Origin of the sequence: Paenibacillus sp. FSL H7-0756 (assembly GCF_038006765.1) — a bacterium.
Lineage (GTDB): Bacteria > Bacillota > Bacilli > Paenibacillales > Paenibacillaceae > Paenibacillus_AQ.
This window is the reverse complement of sequence record NZ_JBBOVT010000002.1, coordinates 820,756-844,203: the sequence shown is the minus strand read 5'-3', so window position 1 is coordinate 844,203 and position 23,448 is coordinate 820,756. Positions and strand designations below refer to the sequence as shown.

Genomic DNA, 23,448 nt, shown 5'->3' with positions numbered 1-23,448 from the left:
CGACCGATGAACGCAGCTACAAGCATTATTTTGGCCGGTGTAGGCGGAAAAGGTGTCATTACTGTAACCAATGTGTTGTCACAGGGACTGGTGGCACTCGGGTATGACGTTAAGGTCTCCGAGGTGCACGGCATGTCGCAAAGAGGCGGAAGCGTGCATGCACAGGTCCGGTTCGGCGACAAAATATATTCCCCGCTGATTGAGATGGGTACTGCGGACTATATCGTCGGCTTCGACCAGATTGAAGCCCTGCGCTGGGGAAGCTTCCTGAAGCAGGACGGACGGATGCTCGTGAATCTTGCGGAGCTGAATGAGGATATTTACAAGGGGAAATACGATGACAGCTTCAGCCGCTACCAGCATGTCTCTTTTGTTGAAGGACGGGCCATCGCCAAGGAAACGGGTAATGTGCGGAATGAGAATTTTGTCATGCTGGGCGCGCTGCTGCAGCTGCTCGGATTCGAATTCGCCGCCTGGAAGAGCACGATGGAGAAGTATATCAAGAAGCAATACCAGGAGGACAGCATTCTCGCTCTGCTGAGAGGGATGAGGGATCAGGCTGCCGTGGAAGTAAAGGAGACTGTGTATGAGCTCTAAGGCTTCGGCAAGCAGGCTTAAGCCCCTCGGAGGGGCAGCGGTACCGGATGTGGCTATCGTCGGCATCGGCTGCAGGTTTCCGGATGCCGATCACTACACCCGTTACTGGGACAACATGGTGAACCATGTGAATTCTATCCGCCCCATCAGTCTTGAACGCTGGGAGAACGGAAGATACGGGTTGAAGAAGGGGGCGGAGCTAGGCTGGGACAATGAGCAATTCGTGAAATTCAGTGCTCCGCTGCAGGGTATAGATAAGTTCGATCATACCTTTTTTAACCTGTCGCCCAGAGAGGTAACCAGCATGGACCCACAGCAGCGCATTCTGCTGGAGGAGACCTGGCACTGCCTTGAAGATTCGGGCATTCCGCTGGAGTCGCTTCAGCAGGAAGGGACCTCGGTCTATGTCGGCGTAACCGGCAATGATTATGCGCTTCTCGCCCTGTCCGGAGGCGAACAGGTGGATCATTACGCAGGTCTGGGCAACTTCGAGTGCATTGCGGCGAACCGCATCTCCCATTATCTGGGTCTAACCGGAGAGAGCCTCTCCCTGGATACCGCCTGCTCCTCCTCATTGGTTGCGGTCCATAAGGCAAGACAGAACCTCCAGTTAGGCGAAGCGAAATACGCCATCGCAGCTGGAGTGTGCCTCGCTTACCATCCTTGGCGTTATGTGAGCTTCTCCAAGTCGAATATGATGAGCCGGGACGGGCAATGCAAGGCTTTTGACGAGAATGCGGACGGATTCGTGCAGGGGGAGGGCGTTGGTGTTCTGCTGCTGCAGAAGCTGGAGGATGCGATCCGGGACGGCAACCATATCTATGGTGTCATCCGGGGCAGTGCCGTGAACCACTGTGGTCCGTCGCAGACGATCGCCGCCCCAAGCATGACCGCACAGAAGCAAGTGATTGAAGCCGCCCTGCGTCAATCCGGAGTCGATGCTTCAACAGTCAATTATATCGAAGCACATGGTACCGGAACCGCTCTTGGCGATCCAATTGAGGTTGAAGCGCTGACACAGGTATTCAGACAGTACACCGAACAGAATCAGTTCTGCACCATCGGCTCTGTCAAGACGAATATCGGCCATCTGGCAAGTGCCGCCGGGATGGCCGGAATCATCCGGGTGCTGCTGATGATGAAGCATAAGACGATTCCGAAGCTGCTTAATCTGACCCGGCTGAATCCGCTGCTGGACTGGGAGCATACTCCGTTTAAGGTGGCCACGGATAATACCGGCTGGGTGCAAGTAGATGCACAGACTCCGCTGCGGGCAGGCATAAGCGGTTTTGGCTTCGGGGGAGTCAATGCCCATGTCATTCTGGAAGCCTATGAGCCGCCGAAGCCCGCCAGGGTAAGCAAGGAACCGGCTCCGGGGCCGCAGATCTTCGCCCTGTCTGCCTTGAATTCCGGCAGTCTGAACGAGGGGATCTCCGCCTGGAAGTCGTACTTGAACGCTGCGGAGATCAACGGGTCTGCCATCGGCGGTCTATGCAGAACGCTGCTGGCAGGCAGACGGCATTGCCGGGAATTCAGAATCGGTGCGGTTGTAAGGAACAAGGAGGAGCTGGCAGAATTCCTTGAGGGGGCTGCAACCAGCGCTGAACGGTTAGAGCCGGGCTGCAAGGCATGGTCGGTTCAATTCACCAATGTGATTTATAAAGGGTACTCGGAGATTAAGAGCATCCTGCAAGAACCGTATATCCGCCGGACTTTTGAAGAGGTTATCGCTGAGATTGCGCTGCCTGAAGGGCAGTCTTCTGTCCCCAGCGGCATCACGGTTGCCAAATGGAGCAAGGAGAAGCTGCCTGCATACTCCTTCATAGTGAATTATACACTCGCTAAGGTGCTGACCGGCCTCGGGGCCGAGATTGCTGCCGTGAGCGGCGAACAGCAAGGAACGCTGCTCGCTATGGCCGTCTGCGGCATGATAACACCCGCTCAGGCATACAGCATTCTTAGCGGCAGGACCACGTTTGAAGAGACTGTCCTGAGAAGCCCGGAACTGACGTTCATTGATCCGGTTCATCATGTGAAGCTTCAGCCCGTGAACATCAGCGCTTCATATATTGCTGACCTGCGCAGTATGCGTATCGGCGAAGCTGATGCGGCAGCGTTCAAGCACTATGTGGAGAAGGCCCGGATTCTGAGCCGGACCCAGTTCACTTACAAGAAGTACTTACGGGATTGGGATCAGGTGCCGGCCCTACAAGAGGCGGGGCTGACTGTAGACTCCATACTCAATCAGGAAGAGCTGCTGGTTGCCGGAAATGATAACCCGGATGCGGGGTGGCAGTGCGTTCTGCTGCTGTTGATCACCTACGGCTCGCTGCTGAAGCTGAATCAGAAATGGGACTTGTCGGAGCGGATCACTCTAAGGGATGAACGTCTGAATGAATGGGTTCAGCTTGTTCTGGGAGAGGTGATTTCCAAGGAAATGGCAGTGCGGCTGTTAGCTTCTCCCGAAGCGGAAGCGGCCGGGGTCATTGAAGCGGTGCGGGAACAACTGAATACACGGAACAGTCAATTAAGCTTGAACAGAGCTTACACACATCTGCATGATGCGAACTCTCTGCTGCCGGAAATTGCTGACATGGCAGGCTGGAAGCATCAGCTGCAGGAACACAGCGCCGGACAGAGTATTCTGCAGACGGAGATGATCCGGCTGTCAGCGTCAGACAAGGACTCCGAAGTATATTCACTGTCGATCCAGAATGACGGAATCCCCGGGTTCCAAGAGATCCTGCTTCAGTTATGGCTGGCCGGGACAGATCTGGACTGGAGCCGGTTGTATCCCGGGGGAAGCTTCAGGAAGCAGCCGTTGCCCGGATATGCTTTTAACCGTTCGAGACACTGGATGCCTGCTCCGCCGCCCGCTGCGGTTCCTGGCCATCCGATGCTTGATCTGGCGAAGTCCAGTCCAAGGCAGCTGCTGTTCGTAAAGACACTTCAGGTGAGCGATTTCTACGTTGGTGAGCATGTTGTCGGTGGACGGGTGATTCTGCCGGGAGTAGCTTATCTGGAGATGGTCAGAGCCGCTGGTGAGCTGGCCTTCGGGGATCAGGTGCATGCCATTAAGGATGTACTGTGGGTGAAACGGCTGGAAGTGGCCGATAAGCGGGATGTCTCCATTCAGCTTACCCGGGATTCAGGGTATTTGAGGTTCCGGGTGTATACCGGGGATATGGACCATCCGGTGATTCATTGTACGGGTAAGCTCTATGCGGGCAAACCAGAGCAGGCGGTACCGCGCAGATTCATGCTTGACGAGATACGGGCAAGAGGCGGAGCCATTGTAGGGAAGGATTTCTGTTACAACGAAGTATTCGCCGGATTCATCGGCTTTCAGTACGGGCCAAGCTTTCAGGCAACGGCTGAAGCGCTGTGCGGTGACGCGGAATCCCTGGAAAAGCTTGAACTGCCGCCGCATCTGCAGCCCGGCTTCAACGATTACCTGCTGCACCCGTCTCTCTTAGATGCCGCGCTGCGGGCCGTAACCTGGATCGGCGGAGCTGAGGCTTACAAACAGCTCAAACTACATATTCCTTTTGCGCTAGGGGAAGTGATCATTCACGGCAGGCTCACACCAAGCTGCTATTCCTATGCAGAGATTGTTCCTGAGACAGCGGATAAGGCAGCAGGCATGAAGCGGTTCAATATCTATATTCTGAATGCGCTGGGGGAAGTGCAGGTGGAAGCCAGAGACTTCACGATCCGGGCTATTCCGGGCAACTCTCCGCTGAATCCGGCAAGCCGCATTCAATTGTATACCGAACGATGGCAGAATGCTGAGTTCCCCGCTCATTCCGGGCATTCTCCTGTGATGACAAATGTGCTCTATCTGACCCGTGACCACGGGAGGAGGCATCTGCTCACAGACGCCTTCAACCGCGGGCAAGCGGTGCCGGACCACATCATCAGCGTGACTCAGGGGACAGATTACAGCACTTCGGACGAGACGTTAGAGTTCACCATCCGGCCCGGATGTGAAGCGGATATTCACAAGCTGCTGGGCGGGCTGCTGTCGAGGGGCATAAGAATTGACGCAGTTATAGATGAATGGAACGGGGCACAGACAGGGCTCCTTACCGGTTACTACACGGTTCTGAACCTGTTCAAGACGGTTACACTGCTCTACAGAGACCATCCGGTCCGCTATCTGCTGGGTGCAGTCTGCGGAGGCCAGCCGGAAGCGGGGATGCTGCAAGGGTTGTCCAAAGCATTACAGTCCATTAACCGCACCTTCATTCCGTCCGTGATGTACTGCAGTACCGTTGAAGAAATTCCATTCTATGCGGCGCAGGAGCTGCTCTATCCGCAGCGGTCTTCTTATATAGAAGTCGCCTATACTGGCGGTGCCCGGACCAGTCTTGCTATTCTGCCGCTGGCATCCTTACCGGAGGCCGCATTCAGCGGGTTCCGCAGACATGGAACTTACCTCATTACCGGCGGCATGGGCAAGCTGGGGCTTGCGGTGGCCGAATATGCCCTCCGGCATTACGAGGCTAATCTGGTGCTGACCGGAAGAGCCGGGCTGGATGCTTCAAGAAGCGCTGAGCTGCAGCGGCTGCAGCAGTGTCCGGGGCAGGTCATCTATCTGCCCGGCGATATCGCGCAGCGGGATACTGCCATACAGATTGTTGCTCAGGCCAAAGAGATGTTTCATTCTATGGATGGCATCGTTCACTGTGCCGGAGTACTTGGCGAACTGCCGCTGATGGACGCCACTCCGGAACAGATGGCGGAGGTACTCCTGCCCAAGATTCAGGGAGCCTTGAATCTGGATGAAGCTACACGACAGGAGAAGCTGGATTTCTTCGTACTGTTCTCCTCTCTTTCATCCATTATCGGTGATTTCGGCAGGGGAACCTATGCCGCAGCCAACAGCTATCTGGACCGGTTCGCCGTGCTGCGGGCGGAGCAGGTTAAGGCAGGATATCGCTCGGGAGCTTCACTGTCGGTCAATTGGCCTGTATGGAATGACGGCGCGATGCAGTTAACCGGAGAAGAAGCTGTGCAGTACAGCCGCCAGACCGGAATGGGTCAGCTGGACACCCGGGCAGGTCTTGAGCTGCTGGAGCAGCTGATCCGCACAGGGGAATCACGCATCATCGTAGCCTGCGGGGAAGCACAGCAATTGAACCGGGTGCTGGGCACAGCGGCTGAGAAGGCATGGAAGGAGCAGGTGCTGAGTGCTTCCGCTAAGGCTGCCGGGAAGCGTCCGCAGCTTCAACCTGGTGCCGCCGGGACTGTGCTGGTGAAGGAAGCGGTTCAGCAATATTTGAAAAAAGTCGTGTCCCAGGCAACCGGAGTTCCGGCAGTGCAGATTGAGGCGGACGGCAATTTCTCCAAGTACGGTATCGATTCCATCATGATTATGGAGCTGAATGGAATTCTCGATAAGGACTTCTCTGATCTGCCCAGCACATTGTTCTTTGAATACAGCTCGATCGCGGGCCTGACCGCCTTCTTCATGGAGCATCATGCCGGATTCTTTCAGCAGTCAGCGGGAGAAGCGGAACGGGAGAAGGCTACGGAAGATCGAGAGCTATTGACTGGGCCAGCACCGCAGATCATTGCAGATCAAGCGGGAAGTGAAGTGTTCCATGCACCCCTGCATGCAGCACATTCCGCTGATCCCCGGTTCCAGGCTGCGGAAGCAGCTGGCGGTGACATTGCGATTATCGGCTTAAGCGGACAGTATCCGATGGCGGAGACGCTGGAGGAATTCTGGGAGGTGCTGTGCCGGGGACAAGACTGTGTCACTGAGATTCCGCCGGAGCGCTGGGATTACCGCAAGGATTACCATCCCGAGAAGGGGAAGCAAGGCAAGGTCTATACCAAATGGGGAGCGTTCATGAAGGATGTGGAAATGTTCGATGCCAGATTCTTCCATATCTCCCCGAGGGAAGCGGAGCTGATGGACCCGCAGGAGCGGCTTATGCTCCAGACCGCGTACCACACGCTGGAGGATGCCGGAGCGGCGCCGGATACACTCTCCGGGAAGAAGGTTGGCGTATTCATTGGCGTGATGAACTCCCATTATCAGCTCCTTGGCGCGGAAGCATACACTAACGGCCGGCTGGTGGATGTACGTTCATCGTTCGCGTCCATTGCCAACCGGATCTCCTATCATTTCAACTTCAAGGGACCGAGTCTGGCGGTGGATACGATGTGCTCCTCAGCACTGGTAGCCCTGCATATGGCCTGCGAGAGTATCCGGCACGGCGAGAGCGAGCTGGCGGTAGCCGGGAGTGTCAATACCATTGTGCATCCGGCAAAATACATCTTCCTGGCCGATCAGCGCTTCGGCTCCACGGAAGGCAAGTGCAGAGCATTCGGCCAGGGTGGAGACGGTTATGTTCCCGGCGAGGGCGTAGGCGCAGTCCTGCTGAAGCCGCTTGCGGCGGCACTCAGGGACGGGGACTCGATCTATGGCCTGATCAAAGGAACGGCGGTCAATCACGGCGGCAAGGTCAGCTCATATACAGTGCCTAACCCGAACGCCCAAGCCGAGCTTATCGAAGAGGCACTGATGAAGTCGGGCGTGCATCCCAGACAGATCAGTTATATTGAAGCCCATGGCACCGGTACGGCGCTGGGAGATCCTATTGAGGTGGCCGGCTTAACGAAGGCCTTCAAGAAATCCACTTCGGATACCCAGTTCTGCGCCCTTGGTTCCGTCAAGAGTAATATCGGCCATCTGGAGTCGGCTGCCGGTATGGCTTCCTTGACCAAGGTACTGCTGCAAATGAAGTATAAACAGTTGGTTCCTTCTATTCTGGCCGAGCAGCTTAACGAGAATATCGATTTCGCAAGAACGCCGTTCTTCGTGCAGCGCTCGCTTGAGCGGTGGGAACCGCTGGCGGAGGAGACGCCGGAAGGAATCAAGATCCAGCCGCTAAGGGCTGGCATCAGCTCCTTCGGGGCAGGCGGCACGAACGCTCATATGATCATCGAGCAATATGTGCCGGAAGTCATTCCTGCTGCGCAGCAGGGAGAGCAGTTAATTCTGCTGTCCGCCAAGAGCAGGGAGAAGCTGCGGGCACAGGCCAGACAGCTTGCGGCATTCATTGCCCGGCAGCGGAAGGGCGGCTGTGTTACTTCGGGCACCGGAGAACACATTGCCGCCAGAGTGCAGGCCGTTCAGGAGCATTGTCTGAATACGGTGGCTGAGGTGCTTGGCATGAATCCCGGGCAGATCGACTTCGATGAAGACTTGGCCGGACTGTGTACAGATGCTGTGCATCAGGTCAGATTAGCCGGTGCAATTAAGGATTTACTTCATGATGCTGCCGCTCAGCCCGCACCGTGGACCAACTGGTCCCTGCGGGAGCTGACGACCGAGATAAGCCGGAGCCTCAGCGGCGAATTATCCGGCGGACGGGCGGATACGGGTGAGTATACACTGCGGCTGGAGGATGTCGCCTATACGCTGCAAGCGGGACGGGAAGCTTTTGACGAGCGGGTGGCTATTGTAGTGCGTAATCTCAGTGAGCTTGAGGGCCTATTGAGCCGCTTCGCTGACGGAGAGCATAATCTGACGGATGTATACACAGCCAGCCTGGACCCTCAGCGTGATATCGCGGCTATCCTGTTCCAGAACGGGCCCGGACACGAGTTCATCCGCAGCGCCATTACCCATAGACAATTGCCGCAGCTTGCCCAGCTCTGGCTGCTGAAGGCGGAAATTGACTGGAAGCTCCTGCATGATGAGCCGAGCTGTGCAAGGATGATTCCGCTGCCTCATTATATTTTTGACAAGCAAAGATACTGGATCGGCAATAGCTTCTCAGCAGCCCAAGCCGCAGGCCATTCCGAAGCCAGCCGCTTCGTCATTGAACCGCCGAAGATCTCTGGTGATCCCCGCCGGATGAACCGCTCCCGTCCAGTGTCACTGGTAGCATCGGCTGAAGCTGAACAGCCCAGTGCCTCTAGTGCTCATGAGGTGAAGCAATGTCTGGAACAGACACTGGAGGAAGTCATTTATAGGGAAGCGGGGACTATCAACCCCGACCTTCCGTTCTCGGAGCTGGGTGTGAACTCTGTGCTGACGCTGGAGCTGGTGGACAAGCTGAATGACAGACTTGGCCTGAGCCTGCACTCCAATGATCTGTTCAACTACAATACGCTGCGGCTGCTGACTGCCCATATTCTTAATATGTCAGGTCACACGGCAGTCCTGTCCGGGGATGCTGAACCGGCGGCGGATGATCCGGTTGATCTGAATGAACTTGAACTTTTACTGGAGGGAAGATAAGCGCCTATGTTGAGCAGAACGTATACAGCTGACCCTTCGCCAAGTCAAGGGAATGTTCGCCGGGAGGACATCGCCATTATCGGAATCTCCGGCAGATTCTCCGGCGCGGAGAATGTAGAGGAGTATTGGAACAACCTGATTGCGGAATCGGACTGCGTGCAGGAAGCGCCTGCTGAACGCAGGGAGCTCTCCAAGCTAAGCCCGGAGCAGAAGACGCATATCCGTTACGGAGGATTCATCCCCGGAGCGGATCAGTTCGATCCGTTGTTCTTCCGCCTCTCGCCGAAGGAGGCAGAGCATATGGACCCCAGGCAGCGGTTATTCCTGGAGGAATCCTGGAAGGCCATTGAAGACGCGGGATATTCGCTGGAGGAGATGTCAGGAAGCAAATGCGGCATATTCGTTGGCCTTCAGCAGGGGGAGTACCTGGAACGGTTCGCCGGTCAGCTGAACGAGTATGTTCCTACCGGCAACAGCCTGTCGGTCATTCCGGCGAGAATATCCTATCTGCTGAATCTGAAGGGGCCAAGCATCGCCCTTGATACCGCCTGCTCTTCTTCTCTGGTGGCATTGTCGCTTGCTTGCGACAGCCTGCACAGCGGCGGGAGCGATCTGGCCATTGCCGGAGGCGTGCAGATTATGCTCGAACCCTGGATCTATATGTCACTGGGCAAGCTGGGGATGCTGAACACCGACGGTATCTGTAAGCCGTTCGCCGAGGAGGCAGACGGCATTGGACTGGGCGAAGGCGCCGGCGCAGTGCTGCTCAAGAAGTATGCAGATGCCAGGCGGGACGGAGACCATATCTATGGCATTATCGCAGGTATCGGAGTGAATCAGGACGGTAAAACCAATGGCATCACCGCTCCGAACGGCCTCGCACAGACAGCCTTGGAACGGGAGATTTACGGGAAATACCAAATCAATCCTGAGCATATCACCTACGTGGAGGCGCATGGTACAGGTACCCGCCTGGGTGATCCGATTGAAGTCGCCGCCCTTACCGAGAGCTTCCGTGCCTTCACGGACCGAAAGCAGTACTGTCATCTGGGTTCAGTCAAAGGCAACATAGGACATACCTTGTCCGCTTCAGGGATCGCAGGGCTGATCAAGGTGCTGCTGAGCCTGAAGCACGGAAGAATCCCTGCCACTCTCCATACTGGCACGGAGAACAAGCTGATCGATTTCCAAAACAGCCCGTTCTACGTAGGCAAGCAGTCAGAGGAGTGGCGCAGGGAAGAAGGGCGCCCGAGGATGGCGGCGGTCAGCTCTTTTGGAATGAGCGGCACCAATGCCCATGTGGTTATTGCCGAGTATATCGAAGACATCCTTAGCGGGCCAGACGGAGAGCAGGACGGCAACATTCTTCTGTTCCCCTTGTCTGCCCAAAGTGACCGTGCGCTGGAGGCCAAGGCCCGGGATCTGCTGGACGCTCTGCGTAACGATCCAGGCTTGACGGAACTGGCCAACGTATCTTATACGCTGCTGGCAGGCAGAGATCATTACGCATACCGCAGCATGTTCGTTGCCTCAAGCAGAGAGGAGCTTGTCCGGGAGCTGGAAACGTACCTGCTCAGGGAACCTGGCTCCGGCTGGTACAGCGGCGGCGGATCGGGCAGCAGCACAGAGGTGAATCCTGCGCTCAAGGCCAAGATGGAGCGGTTGCTGGCACAGTTTCATCAGGACCGGTTCCCTCCGCAGGAGCGGGCAAAGGCAGCTCAATTAATTGCTAATTATTACATTAAAGGCTATGCCATTAGCTTCATTAGCCTGCCCCTGCCAAGGAGCTTCCGCAGAGTATCGCTGCCAGGCTATCCCTTCGACTATATGCGCTGCTGGATTGATGCAGGGGAGGAGAAAGCAAGGACTCTCCAGAGTGGAGGTGCCGCAAGCCCCATTACTGTGGATATGGGACTGCTTCATCCGCTGGTACACCGCAATATATCCACAGTTCAGGGAATCTGCTTCATCAGTGAGCCGGGGGCAGCCAGGCAAGCCATGCCCGGCAAGAAGGTATACGGGATGGCAGTCTTCAGCGAAGCTGTACTGCTCGCTATGGGCGTGCAGGCTGCTGTTCTTGGAGGCGGCGCATCGGGGATTACGGCTCTGGAGCGGGTGCAATTCTCCCATCCGGTTGCCGGCAAGCAGCCGGGGAAGCTGCATATCCGGCTCCAGGACGAAGACGGCTCCCTCAGGTTTGCTGTTCAGTGTGAAGGAGCAGAGCAGAATGTTCTGGCAGCAGGCACAGCCAGAACAGACCTGATCTCTTCGCTGGAGGAACGGGCAGTCGCGGACATCCGCAAGCTCCAGCAGGAAGCGGCGCAGGTGCGGACCGGGGAGGAAGTCTACCGTATATTGGAGAACCAGGGCATGGCTTATGAAGAACATGCCCTGGTCATTACCGGGATGTACAGCAGCTTAAGCGGACAGCTGGTAGAGATCTCCCAAGCGGTGTCCGGGCAGGCGGACGACATGCTGTCAGCCCGGTTGACCGAAGCTGTTCTGCAAAGTCTGAACGCGGACATGATCGCTTGCGGCGGCACGGCCGCAGCCGTCTATGAGATCGGTAAAATCCGGCTGGTGTCACCGGCCGCCTCAGCCAGATTTCTCTATTTTCAATCTGGAAGAATCGGCAACAGTCACAATAACAGCGGGCTTCATTATGACGTTCATGTGCTGAATGAGTGCGGTGAAGAAGTGTTGGTCTATAAGGACATTCACATGGTTCCGCTCCGGACTGACGGGCTTATCTCCGGCGGGCAATATGGACTGCTGAAGAAGGATTGGGTCAAGTCGGAGCAGACACAGCAGCAAAAACGGCTGGACGGTCAATATCTTGTGATCATCAACGAAGAGATGGACGAAGCCGCACTGGCAGCGGTGAAGGCTGCACTTGATCCGCCGCTGATCCTGTGTGACGGAATACGGCAGCAAGCCCGTGATTCTGTACTGGATGTTGATTTCACTGATACCGCAGGCAGTCAGCCATTTATTGATGCTCTGCTTGGCAAGAAGCTGACACTTCACGGAATCATCGATTTCTCAGATCTTCATGTCCAGCCGAAGTCTTGCTCCAAGCAGAGCTACGGCAAAATCATGCTGTTGCAGACCCTAGTCAAGCAGGCGGGCAAGAATTTCCGGATCATTCATTTAACCGGGGGTGTTCAGGGCCCCGGAGGAACGCATACACTGGCGGGTGCTGATGTTGCCGGTCTAATCCGCACCATCGGTGCCGAGTACAGACAGATTACCGCCCGTACGGTGGATATCGGAGCCGGGGCCATGGATATTCAGGCTCAGCTTCAAATGGTGCAGGCAGAATTATGCCAGGAATCTGCAGCAGCGGAGGCAGCTTACAAGGACGGCTGCCGCCATGAGCCGGTACTAACCGTCCTGAAGCAGGAGAATAAATGGAACAACCGAAGACCGGACAACAGGCTATCGCTGGACCCGGAGAAGGTCTATGTCATTACCGGGGGGACACGGGGAATCGGAGCCGAGTTGGCCCGACTGCTGGTCAGAAGAGGGGCGCGGAAGCTGGTGCTAATGGGAATCCAGGCATATCCTGCACGGGCAGAGTGGTCCGGAATCTTGTCTGATGCGGGCCAGAGCCCCGGGAATCAGGCGCGGATCAAGCGGATCATGGAGCTGGAAGCCTACGGTGCCTGCATTGACATCTTCTCCGGATCGTTGACCGATACCGCGCGGCTCCAGTCCTTTATCGGGAATATCCGTCAGCAACGGGGCGAAATAGGCGGCGTGATCCACTGCGCAGGCTCAAGTCTGAATAAGCATCCGGCTTTTGTTCATAAAAGCATCAGCGAGATTAAGCAGGTATTCGAGCCAAAGGTGGAAGCGATGTCTTCCCTCCAGCAGGTGTTCGCTGGGGATGAACTGGAATTCTTCGTTCTATTCTCTTCCATTTCAGCCTTGGCCCCACTGCTGGCTGCGGGTCTTAGTGATTACAGTGCCGCCAACTATTATCTGGACCTGTATGCACAGTGCCAGCACACCCTGGGCAACACGCATTATCAGTCGATTCTCTGGCCGAGCTGGTCGGAGGTAGGGATGCTGGCGGATTCAGGGTTCCTGCTCAGCCCGCTCTATACAGAAACCGGCCTCACCGCGCACAGCCTGGCCGACGGTCTCTCCATGCTGGAGGATATCCTCTGCGGCAAGGAGGAGCCCAGCGTCATTCCGGCCATTCTCAACATGGACCTGTATAGCCCGGAATTATGGCTCAGGACGAGCGCGGAGCGGTCCAGGGCGGGAGCTTCGCCGAAGACATCCCAGCCGGATCAGACGGGCAGCTCCGGCACTGCGGCTCCAGGAATCCCGGATATAGCGGTTCCCTTAGCGGAACTGCAGCAGGCATCCAATCTGATACTTGATCTGTTCTGCACAGAGCTGAAGCTGCCGAGGGAACGTATACGTGAGGATGTTCCTTTTGCCGAGATTGGTGTGGATTCCATTCTGTTGATTGAAGTCATTAAGCAGCTGGACATCGCCTTTAAGACCCGTATAGATCCTGCGCTGTTCTTCGAGCTTAGGGATATACGTGCACTGGCGGAGCATCTCTGTTCGAACCGTGCTGAGCTTGCGGAGAAACCGGAACAGCTTGATCACGGCGAACAACCGGAACGCGAAGAGCAGCACTTACAGACTGGTAATGAGATTAGATTCGCCGGGCAGTACAGCCGGGTGCCGGAATTCCAAACCGCCCGCAGCCATGAAGGCAAGGCGACAATACAGAGCACGCACCAGGTGCCGGACGATATGCACGCTTCCCCGGGTAATGCGGATGAGCGGATTGCCGTCATCGGCATGGGCTGTCATTTTCCGGGAGCGGGCGGCAAGGAGGCCTTCTGGAATAACCTGCGGGAAGGGATAGACAGTATTACCGAGGTTCCGGCCAGCCGCTGGGACAAGGATAAATGGTATGCCCCGCAGCATGCCGCCGGAAAAAGTATCAGCAAATGGGGAGGCTTCCTGGAGGATATCGAGAGCTTTGACGGCGGATATTTCGGGATTACGGAGAATATGGAGCAGATCAGCCCGCTGATGCGGCAGTGTCTGGAGGTTACGGCAGAGACCCTGCTGGATGCAGGGTATGAGCAGGCGGAAATCAGCGGGAAAAAGGTCGGTGTATTCATCGGTGCCCATCCCGGCTCCTATCCCGGCTGGGTGCAGGAGATCAATAAGAATACGATCATCGGCATCGGGCAGAACTTCATCGCGGCCTACGCCTCGCATTTCTTCAATCTCAAAGGTCCCAGCTTCACAGTGGACAGCGCCTGCTCTTCCTCGCTCCTGAGTCTGCATCTGGCCTGCCAGAGCATCCGGTTGGGTGAATCGGAGATGGCGGTAGCGGGAGGGGTGGACCTGCTGCTCGATGAGCGCCCTCACCTCGTGTTCAGTGCCTCCAGAGCGATGTCGCCGGACGGCAAATGCCATACCTTCGATGAGGAGGCGAACGGCATTGTGCCCGGAGAAGGCTGCGGGATGGTACTGCTCAAGCCGCTTACCCGGGCCCTTGCCGACGGGGACAGCATCTATGCGGTAATCGAAGCTTCGGCCGCAGGCAATGACGGACGGACCATGGGCGTAACTACTCCAAGCATGCAGGGACAGGAGGAGGTTATCGCTGAAGCCATCCAGCGTGCCGGGATCGACCCGGGGACGATTGGTTATGTGGAGACCCATGGCACAGGGACGATGATTGGCGATCCGATTGAGCTGAAGGCCCTGACTTCCGTATTTAAAAAATACACCGCCGCCACCGGCTTTTGCGGTGTAGGCAGCGTGAAGACCAATATCGGCCATTGCCTCAGTGCGGCGGGCATAGCCAGCTTCATCAAGACCGTGCTCTGTATACATCACAAGACGCTTGTACCCACGCTGAATTGCAGCCGGCCGAATCCGCGCTTTGACTTTGCGCATTCGCCTTTTTATCCGGTGCTTGCAGCTTCAGCCTGGGACAATCACGGAGAGCAACGCCGGGCAGCCGTCAGCTCCTTCGGCTTCGGCGGCACCAATGTGCACATGATTATCGGGGAATGCGGGGAGGCTGCACGAAGTGACTATATCCCCCGCAGGCGGCCGCTGCCGGAGGCGGTGTTCAACAAGCATCGGGCTTGGGTGGACCGCAGGCAACAGGCACGGGGGCAGACTCAGGAGGAGCTGGACCAGCTGTCCTTCCTGCAATTCATTGAAGAGTGAGCTTGAATACGGGAGAGCGGAGAGGTGCGGGGATGGACACTTTACACGGCACAAGGTTCAGTACAGTAATCACCAACAGCAATTACATTGTCAGAGATCATCGGGTCCATGGTGTGCGGATGATGCCGGGAGTCACACTGCTGGACATGATCTGCCGATTCCTGCAGACCAAGGGCGTGAATCTGCGTGACATTGAGCTGCGCAAGGTCCTGTTCAGCGAGCCGGTCACAACCAGTGATCAGTACGATAAGAAGATCCGGATCACTTTCACAAGGGCAGCAGACGGGTACGGGATTGTGGCACAGTCCCGGAAGGTCAAGGGGCACCGCGAGCTGGACAGTGTCTGGGATGAGAATCTGCGCTGCGAGCTGCATTTGTCTCCTCCGCGCAGCGGCGAACGGAAATCGATTGACATCGGGCAGATCAAAAGCCAGAGCCGGCGTGTGGAAGACCTGGACCATGCCTACAGCTATGTACGGCGAATTGATATCCGCCACCTTGAATTCATGAAGGGTCTGGGGAAGCTGTATTATGGCGACCAGCGGATTCTCGCGGAGATTAGTCTGGGAGAACTGGCCAGGGAGTATATGGATCACTTCTGCATGCATCCTTGTTATCTGGATGCGGCCACGCTGGTGCAGGGCTTCGTCGTCCTGCAGGAGCTGGATTTCTCCCGCGGAATTCAAGCCTCCATTCCGATGTTCATCGAATCCTTCCATGCGTATGAACCAATGAAGGAGCAGATCTACGTCTACATTAAGGATGAGGGTTACCCGGATGGCGACATCCGTGACCTGATGTATTTCGATATTGAGGTATATAACGCACAGGGGGAAGAGATAGCCTGCTTCAAGCGCTGGGGCCTCAAAAAGATCCGCTCCAAGGAGCTGATCCGCAATCCCCGGAAGCTCCTGAATCCGGTTGATCCGGCAGCGGAGACGGAGCCGGGGACGGGGACGAATACGGTACAGACTAATCCTAGCGTGCCGCTGAACCTGGCGGGGAATCCGGCTGGAGAACGTGCACGCCAGGACGCGGTTACCTCTTATCTGAAGCATCTGGTAAGCGATTTGTCCGGAAGGGACGAGGCCGGGCTTCAGACAGAGGAGGGCTTTTATAGTCTGGGGCTCAATTCACAGCATCTGCTGGACATCGTGAAGCGGCTGGAGGAGAGGCTGGGATGCCCATTGTATCCGACGCTGCTCTTCGAATATGCCACACTGGATGAGCTGAGCCGCTATATTCTCCGGGAGCACGCAGAGTCGTTCTTTCGTTCCGGTACGGTTGTGCACGCCTATACCCCAGCTTGGACAGAACGTCCGTTAAGACATCCGGGAGGGCTGGGATATCCGAGGCAACAGGAGCAGGTGCTGGTCTTATGCCGGGAACGGGATACGCTGCCGGATCTGACTGAAGCTGCGGCTGGCAACCGGTACACCTTCGTACATCCGGGAGAAGAATTCGCTGTAGAAGGGCCGGGCTTGTACCGCATCAATCTGGCCCGTGAACAGGATTACAAGCAGCTCGCGGATGCATTATCCGCGTCAAGACAGTTGCCAACGGTTCTAATCAACAGCCTGAACTGCAGCGGGGAGAGCCGGATTGATCTGACGGAGCCGTCCGGGCAGCGGGTAATGCCCATGTTCTGCATTCTTAGAGAGCTGCTGCGCAGCAGAATAGAATCGGCTGTAAAAGTATTGTATCTGTACAATCGGACAGGCTCTGCGGCTCATCCGGGTGATTCAGCCATGGAAGGATTTCTGGCCTGTCTTCAATCGGAGACAGATAAAGTAACTTATAAATGCATCGGACTAGACGCGGAGAACACACAACACTTACATACCCTTGTCCGTAACGAGCTTCATGAGGGCTGGGAAGATGGCCGAAGCATCGAATATACACAGGGGACACGTAGAATCCGGACTTACCGCAAGGCCGGTCAAACCGCTGGCGGTGAAGCGGCAGCGATCCGCAGACATCATATTTATTTAATTACCGGCGGGGCCGGCGGGATTGGACAGCAGCTGGCGGCGTATGTTCTGAAGCAAGGCGGGACAGCTCTCCTCTGCGGCAGAGCAGCGAAGCTGCCGGAACAAAACCTGGCTGCGTTAGGCGCGCATCCGCAGCTGGACTATATGGCTTGCGATGTAACCGACAGGTCATCGGTGGAGCGGCTGCATGCTTATGTGAAGGAGAAGTACGGCAGGCTGGACGGGATTTTTCACGGTGCGGGAATGACCCGGGATTCGCTGCTGGTTCATAAGGACAGTGCAGATTTCCTTGACGTACTGCGGGCGAAGACAGAAGGGACGGCGAATCTGGATGAAGTATTTCAGGAGGAGCCGCTGGCGTTCTTCGCCGGGTTCTCTTCTGTCGCGGGGGTCCTGGGCAATCCGGCTCAAAGCGATTATGCGTATGCGAACTTGTACATGGACGGCTATATGCAGCATAGGGAAATATGGAGAACGCAGGGACGGAGGAGCGGTAAATCCCTGTCTGTTAACTGGCCGCTCTGGTGCGACGGGGGGATGAAGGGCGGCGAGCACACAGAGCTTGCGCTAAAAAATAAATTCGGCATTGCGGTGTTGGATACCTCCGCAGCAATCGCGGCGCTGGAGTGGGCCTTGCAGCGCGAAGAAGCCGTACTGCTCATGGCTCCGGGGGAAGAACTCCGAATCGATGAATTCCTGATTAGAGAAGGAAGTCCAGCAAGTGAGCCTGCGGTTGCTCCGCAGCCCGAGTTCATCCAGAGCCCGTCCAGAGCCGCCGGAAGCGAAGACGGGGATCTCGCAATTATCGGCATCAGCGGAAGATTCCCGGGGGCGGACAATCTGGAAGAATATTGGGAGCTGCTCAAGTCAGGCCGGGATGCGGTAACTGAGATCGATCCGCAGCGGTGGAACCATGAAGAACAGCAGCTTACGGCACAGGAGAGCTGGGGCAAGGATAGCTCCAGATGGGGCGGCTTCCTGCGCGATGTGGACAAGTTCGATTCCCTCCTGTTCAATGTCGCCCCTTATCAAGCCGCGCTGATGGACCCGCATGAGCGGATATTCCTGGAGCTGGCCTGGGAGACATTCGAGGATGGGGGATATAACCGCTCAGCACTAAAAGGCAAGAAGGTGGGCGTATTCACTGGAGCGATGTGGATGCAATACCAGCTTTACAATACCGGCCGGCAGGTTTCCACTTCTACGATCTCCTCCATTGCTAACCGGGTATCCTACTATTTTGGACTGACCGGACCTTCTCTGGGCATTGACACGATGTGCTCTTCCTCCATGACGGCACTGCATCTGGCCTGCCAGAGCGTGAAGAATCAGGATTGTGCCATGGCGCTGGTCGGAGGCGTTAACCTCTCCGTACACCCGGATAAATATCTTCTGTTGTCCCAGGGCAACTTCGCTTCTTCAGACGGCAGATGCCGCAGCTTCGGTGAAGGCGGGGATGGGTATGTACCGGCAGAGGCGGCGGGGGCCATCCTGATTAAGCCGCTGCGGCAGGCAGAGCGGGATCATGACCGCATTTATGCAATCATCAAAGGCAGCGCCATCAACCATGGCGGCGAAGCCAGCGGATTCACCGTACCTAATCAGCGTGCACAGGAAGAAGCGGTAACGGAAGCGATCACCAGAAGCGGTGTGGATGCAGGCACGATCAATTATATTGAAGCACACGGGACAGGTACCCCACTTGGTGATCCTGTTGAGATGCAGGCGCTAATGAATGCTTTTGCCCCCTATAGGAATGCTGGCTTCAGCTGTGCCATAGGCTCGGTCAAATCCAATATCGGCCATGCTGAAGCGGCAGCCGGAATATCAGCCATCGCGAAGGTCATCCTTCAGATGCAGCATGGGCAGCTCGTACCTTCATTACATTCGGAGCCCCTTAACCCGCATCTGCGGCTTGAGGATTCGGGCTTCTATATTCAGCGGAAGCTTGAGACATGGTTACCTGTCACACGTAGGGGCCAGGAACGGACAACCGTATACCCTAGACGCGCTGGCATCAGTGCCTTCGGTGCAGGCGGTTCCAACGCTCATGTCATTCTGGAGCAATATACAGGCAGTCTAGAGGACAGCAATCAGGAACAGGAAGAGACGGATACACACGGACCTTATGTCTTTGTGTTGTCCGCCCAGACTCCTGAGCGGCTGCAAGCCTATGTCCGGCGGATGAGGGACTTCATCGGACATGAGCAGGCTGAGGACTGGGGCCATATGAAGGAAGTGCTCTCATATCTGAAGCAGCAGATGGCTCAGATGCTGGATCTTAAGATTACCGGGATTACGGAGGATCACACCCTCTCTGAGCTGGGCCTTGGTCCTGTCGAAACGATCCGGTTAAAGGAGATGCTCGCGGCAGAATTCGGCCTTGCGGCTGATGCTATCGCTGTTAGCGGTGACTTGACGCTGCTGGAGCTGGGCAATCGGCTTATACCCGGAAGAGCAAGTACGGAATTACGCGGGGCTGGCGATGAAGCGAAGACTGGTGCTGTACACGAGCTATCTCTAATGGGGCTAAGCTATACCCTTCAGGTTGCCAGAGAACCTATGAAGCACCGGGTAGCCATCGTATACAGCACTCGAAACGAGCTTCTAGCTTTGCTTACGGATTACTTGGATGAGCGGGCTTCTGGCCAGTGCTTCGCTTCACAGGTACATGGCCAATCATTACCGGAGGTCCCGGCATACAAGCTGCATGAAGCCGGAAGCCTGGCCCGGGCCTGGGCGCAAGGCGCTGCGATAGACTGGCGGGCGCTGTACGGGAATTCAACACCTGAGCTTGTATCGCTGCCGCATTACCCTTTTGCCCGCAAAAGCTATTGGATAGAGGCTGCGAATTCCTTACATCCAACGACAAGTACACAAGAGCCTGTAAAAACGGCACAGGCTTCGGAACCCGCAGTGCCCATTGCAGCCGGGACGGCGTATACCGGAGACGAAGTTGTGCTTGAACGGCTGGAAGGCGGCGTAGCATTGATCCGCATGCAGGATATCAGACATAACAACACATTCACCCATGAGGTCATACAGGGACTAACCCATTGCTTCAACCTTGCACAGCAGGACGAACAGATCAAGGCAATTGTCGTTGCCGGGGATGAGCGGATCTTCTCCATGGGCGGCACCCAGGAGCAGCTGTTGGATATTTCCGACTCGATGCTGAGCTTCACGGACGCCCCGATCCTCTATAGGGGGATGCTGGAATGCCCTATTCCGGTAATCTCCGCGATGGAAGGCCATGCTTCCGGAGGCGGTATGCTGTTCGGATTGTACGCGGATATCGTGGTGATGGCTGAAGAGAGCGTTTATTCTGCTGCTTTTGCCAAATATGGCTTCACCCCGGGAATGGGCGCCACCTTCATCCTGGAGGACAAGCTGGGCAAAAACCTCGCCATGGAAATGATGTTCACGGCCAGCATGTACACAGGAGAACAGCTCAAAGACAGAGCTGCACCGGTTCTCTTCAGGGCTAAGAATAAGGTATTGCAGGAAGCCGTGTCGATTGCCCGGCAAATTGCCGGGAAGCCCCGGACGACTGTTAGCGTGCTGAAGCAGGAGCTGTCCAGCCGGGTGCTGGAACCGCTGCTGCGCTGTGTAGAACGGGAGAATGAAATGCACCGGATTACGTTCACCACACCAGAGGTCAAGGCGAAGATCCGCCATTTATACCGGCCTCGGACGCCGGAAGCAGATGAACAGGAAAGCGGCAAGCGGGCAGCAGGCACAGCACCAGACGGAGCAGGGAATATGAAATACCCGGATACAAAGGAGAATGCGGCTGCTGATACAAATGCCGAAGCTGCGATGAGCATCAGGAGCGAACTCACCCGGATCGTTGCCGGGCGGATTCAACTGGATGAAGAGAAGCTGGATGCGGAGATGAGTTTCAAGGAGATGGGGGTGGATTCCATCAGCGGTGTGGAGATTGTCCGCGATCTGAACGAGTGCTTCGGACTCCGGCTGGATACCATCGATATTTATGATTACTACTCCATTAACCTGCTTGCAGAGCACATCGGACGTATACAGGGTGTATTGCTGGAACCCAAGGCTGCCGAGGTATCAGTGCAAGCCGTTGACGCTCCGCTTAACCCGGAGGATCACGACCTGCTGGAGCTTTTGTCCAGACTGGACGGGGATGAGCTGGATGTGGATGAGGTTGCCCAGTTCTTGGAGGTGTACTATGAGTAACGGCGGGATGATCAGAGATATTCTGCAGCAGATCAAGGAGCATAGGTTGGAGGCCCGTGAAGGCCTGAGACGTATCAATGAACTGAAGAAGCTGGACCGGACAGCCGCTGCCGCGCAGCAGGAGCATACTCAAGAATCGGTGGAGGAGCTGGTCAAGGATGTGCTGTGCCGGGTGGTCAAGCTTCAGCCGGAGGAGATAAGCGATGAGCTGTCTTTTAAGGAGATGGGAATTGATTCGATCAGCAGTGTGGAGATTGTCCGCGACCTGAATGAAGCGCTGCGGCTCCAGCTCGACGGAATTCTGCTCTATGACTATCCGACGATTCCGGAGCTGGCCCGGTATATGGTTCACGAGGTTCAGAAGAATAGTATTCCTAATATTCCGGGTCCGCTCCATAGAGAGCAGGCGGCTGCGGAGAAGGTACCGGAGAGCAGCTCTGAAGCCGAAGCGGCACGTTCTCTGCGGCTGAACCACAGATATGAATATATGAACGATCTGATCGACCAGTTCTCCCAGCACAAACCGGAAGCCGCACCATCCGCACCGATTGCAGTGACTCCAGTCAAGCAAGACGCTGGACCATCTCGTGAACCGGTAAAAGCACCGGCGGTGCAGGCTTCTCTGTCCGCAATACCGCCAGTCTCCGGGGCGCCCAAGCTTCTGCTTCAGACCGGCGCGAATTCAGTGGCACCCGCAGCTCCTGCTGCGGAAGCGGAACCAGCCGGCAAAATCAAGCTTGGCTTCTCCACCGCCGCTCGCAATGCGAAAGAACCGGCCGCAGCTGCGCCAAAAGCTGCATTCAGCAGTCCGCCGGCAGCCGCACCCGCCACAGCATCCGCCGCTGTGCCGGAAGGCATTGCCATCGTCGGATTATCAGGCCGGTTTCCCGGCGCAGCTACGGCAAGAGAGCTGTGGCGTAACCTGCGGGACGGCGTCTCCAGCACAGGTGAGGTTCCCGGCAGCAGGTTCGATATCCGTGCCTGGTATGACAAAGACCACAAGGCCGACCAGAAGACCTACTGTACCGTTGCCGGTCTGCTTGAGCAGGTGGATGAATTTGATCCGTTATTCTTCAATATCTCACCTAAAGAGGCGGAGATTATGGACCCGCAGCAGCGGATTTTTCTGCAGGAGGCCTGGAACGCGCTGGAGGATGCCGGATATTCCGACCAGGCGGTGCAGAACACCCGCTGCGGCGTATTTGTCGGATGTGCTCCAAGCGACTATACCAAGCATCTGGAAGCGAATCACTTGAGCAATACCTCAGAGGCTTTTACAGGAACCTCTTCCTCTATCCTGGCCGCCCGGATTTCGTATTTCCTGAACCTGAAGGGACCGAGTATTTCGCTGGATACCGCCTGCTCCTCCTCGCTGGTAGCTGTACATCAGGCGTGTGCCAGCCTCTGGAATGGGGAATGCGATATGGCGCTTGCCGGAGGCATCCGGCTGATGATTACGCCTGACAGTATGGTGCAGAGCAGCCAGATGGAGATTTTGTCGGCAGAGGGGGTATGCAGACCCTTCGATCAGGCCGCAGACGGGACCTTGCTGAGTGAGGGGGCCGGGGTTGTGGTCCTGAAGCCGCTTAAGCAGGCGATTGAGAACAGGGACCATATCTACGGAGTGATCCGGGGAAGCGGCGTGAATCAGGACGGCCGGACCAACGGCATTACGGCGCCGAGTGTGAATTCGCAGATTCAGCTGGAGAGAACGGTCTATGAGAGATTCGGGATCGATCCGGCTGAGATCAATTATGTGGAAGCGCATGGAACGGGCACCTCACTCGGTGATCCGATTGAAGTCAAGGCGCTGACAGAGGCCTTCCGGTCTTTTACACAGGACAGCCAGTACTGCGCGCTCGGTTCCGTCAAGGCCAATATCGGACATGCCACGATGGCCGCCGGAGTCGCCGGAATGATTAAGATTCTGCTGTCTCTGAAGCACAGGCAGATTCCGCCGCTGATCCACTATACCCGGCTTAACGAGAAGATCCGGCTGGAGGGAAGCCCTTTCTATATCAACCGTGAGCTGGTGGACTGGCCGGAGAACAAACGCGGCTCCCGGATGGCTGCCATCAGCGGCTTCGGCTTCAGCGGAACGAACTGCCATCTTGTCATTGAAGAATACCGCAACAGCGGCTGGAAGTCCAAATAAGCATTCATTAGGAAGAGAAG

General features: G+C 56.3%; 5 protein-coding genes. All 5 read left to right on the top strand.

Going from position 1 to position 23,448, the window contains the following annotated elements; translation table 11 throughout:
• Positions 1-6: 6 nt before the first annotated feature.
• Genes NST04_RS20290 through NST04_RS20270 form a run of 5 tightly spaced genes read left to right on the top strand, consistent with a single transcriptional unit; the run spans position 7 to position 23,428 of the window.
• Complete coding sequence (locus NST04_RS20290; protein ID WP_341185853.1) at positions 7-597, top strand: indolepyruvate oxidoreductase subunit beta; 591 nt, start codon at positions 7-9, stop codon at positions 595-597.
• Complete coding sequence (locus NST04_RS20285; RefSeq protein WP_341185852.1) at positions 587-8,857, top strand: SDR family NAD(P)-dependent oxidoreductase; 8,271 nt, start codon at positions 587-589, stop codon at positions 8,855-8,857. The genes NST04_RS20290 and NST04_RS20285 overlap by 11 nt, the downstream gene beginning before the upstream one ends.
• Positions 8,858-8,863: 6 nt before the next feature.
• Entirely contained in the window at positions 8,864-15,076 is a 6,213-nt protein-coding gene (locus NST04_RS20280) for a beta-ketoacyl synthase N-terminal-like domain-containing protein (RefSeq protein ID WP_341185851.1), read from the top strand.
• A 32-nt stretch (positions 15,077-15,108) separates the two neighbouring features.
• Positions 15,109-21,273 carry an SDR family NAD(P)-dependent oxidoreductase gene (locus NST04_RS20275; protein ID WP_341185850.1) on the top strand — a complete coding sequence of 2,055 codons (6,165 nt, stop codon included), beginning with the start codon at positions 15,109-15,111 and terminating at the stop codon, positions 21,271-21,273.
• Positions 21,266-23,428, top strand: coding sequence for a type I polyketide synthase (locus NST04_RS20270; RefSeq protein ID WP_341185849.1), 2,163 nt, complete (start codon positions 21,266-21,268; stop codon positions 23,426-23,428). The genes NST04_RS20275 and NST04_RS20270 overlap by 8 nt, the downstream gene beginning before the upstream one ends.
• Positions 23,429-23,448: the final 20 nt, after the last annotated feature.

Bases quoted from the DNA above. Each gene is read 5' to 3' on its own strand.
- NST04_RS20290 (WP_341185853.1), top strand. From the start codon at position 7: ATGAACGCAGCTACAAGCATTATTTTGGCCGGTGTAGGCGGAAAAGGT.
- NST04_RS20285 (WP_341185852.1), top strand. From the start codon at position 587: ATGAGCTCTAAGGCTTCGGCAAGCAGGCTTAAGCCCCTCGGAGGGGCA.
- NST04_RS20280 (WP_341185851.1), top strand. From the start codon at position 8,864: ATGTTGAGCAGAACGTATACAGCTGACCCTTCGCCAAGTCAAGGGAAT.
- NST04_RS20275 (WP_341185850.1), top strand. From the start codon at position 15,109: ATGGACACTTTACACGGCACAAGGTTCAGTACAGTAATCACCAACAGC.
- NST04_RS20270 (WP_341185849.1), top strand. From the start codon at position 21,266: ATGAGTAACGGCGGGATGATCAGAGATATTCTGCAGCAGATCAAGGAG.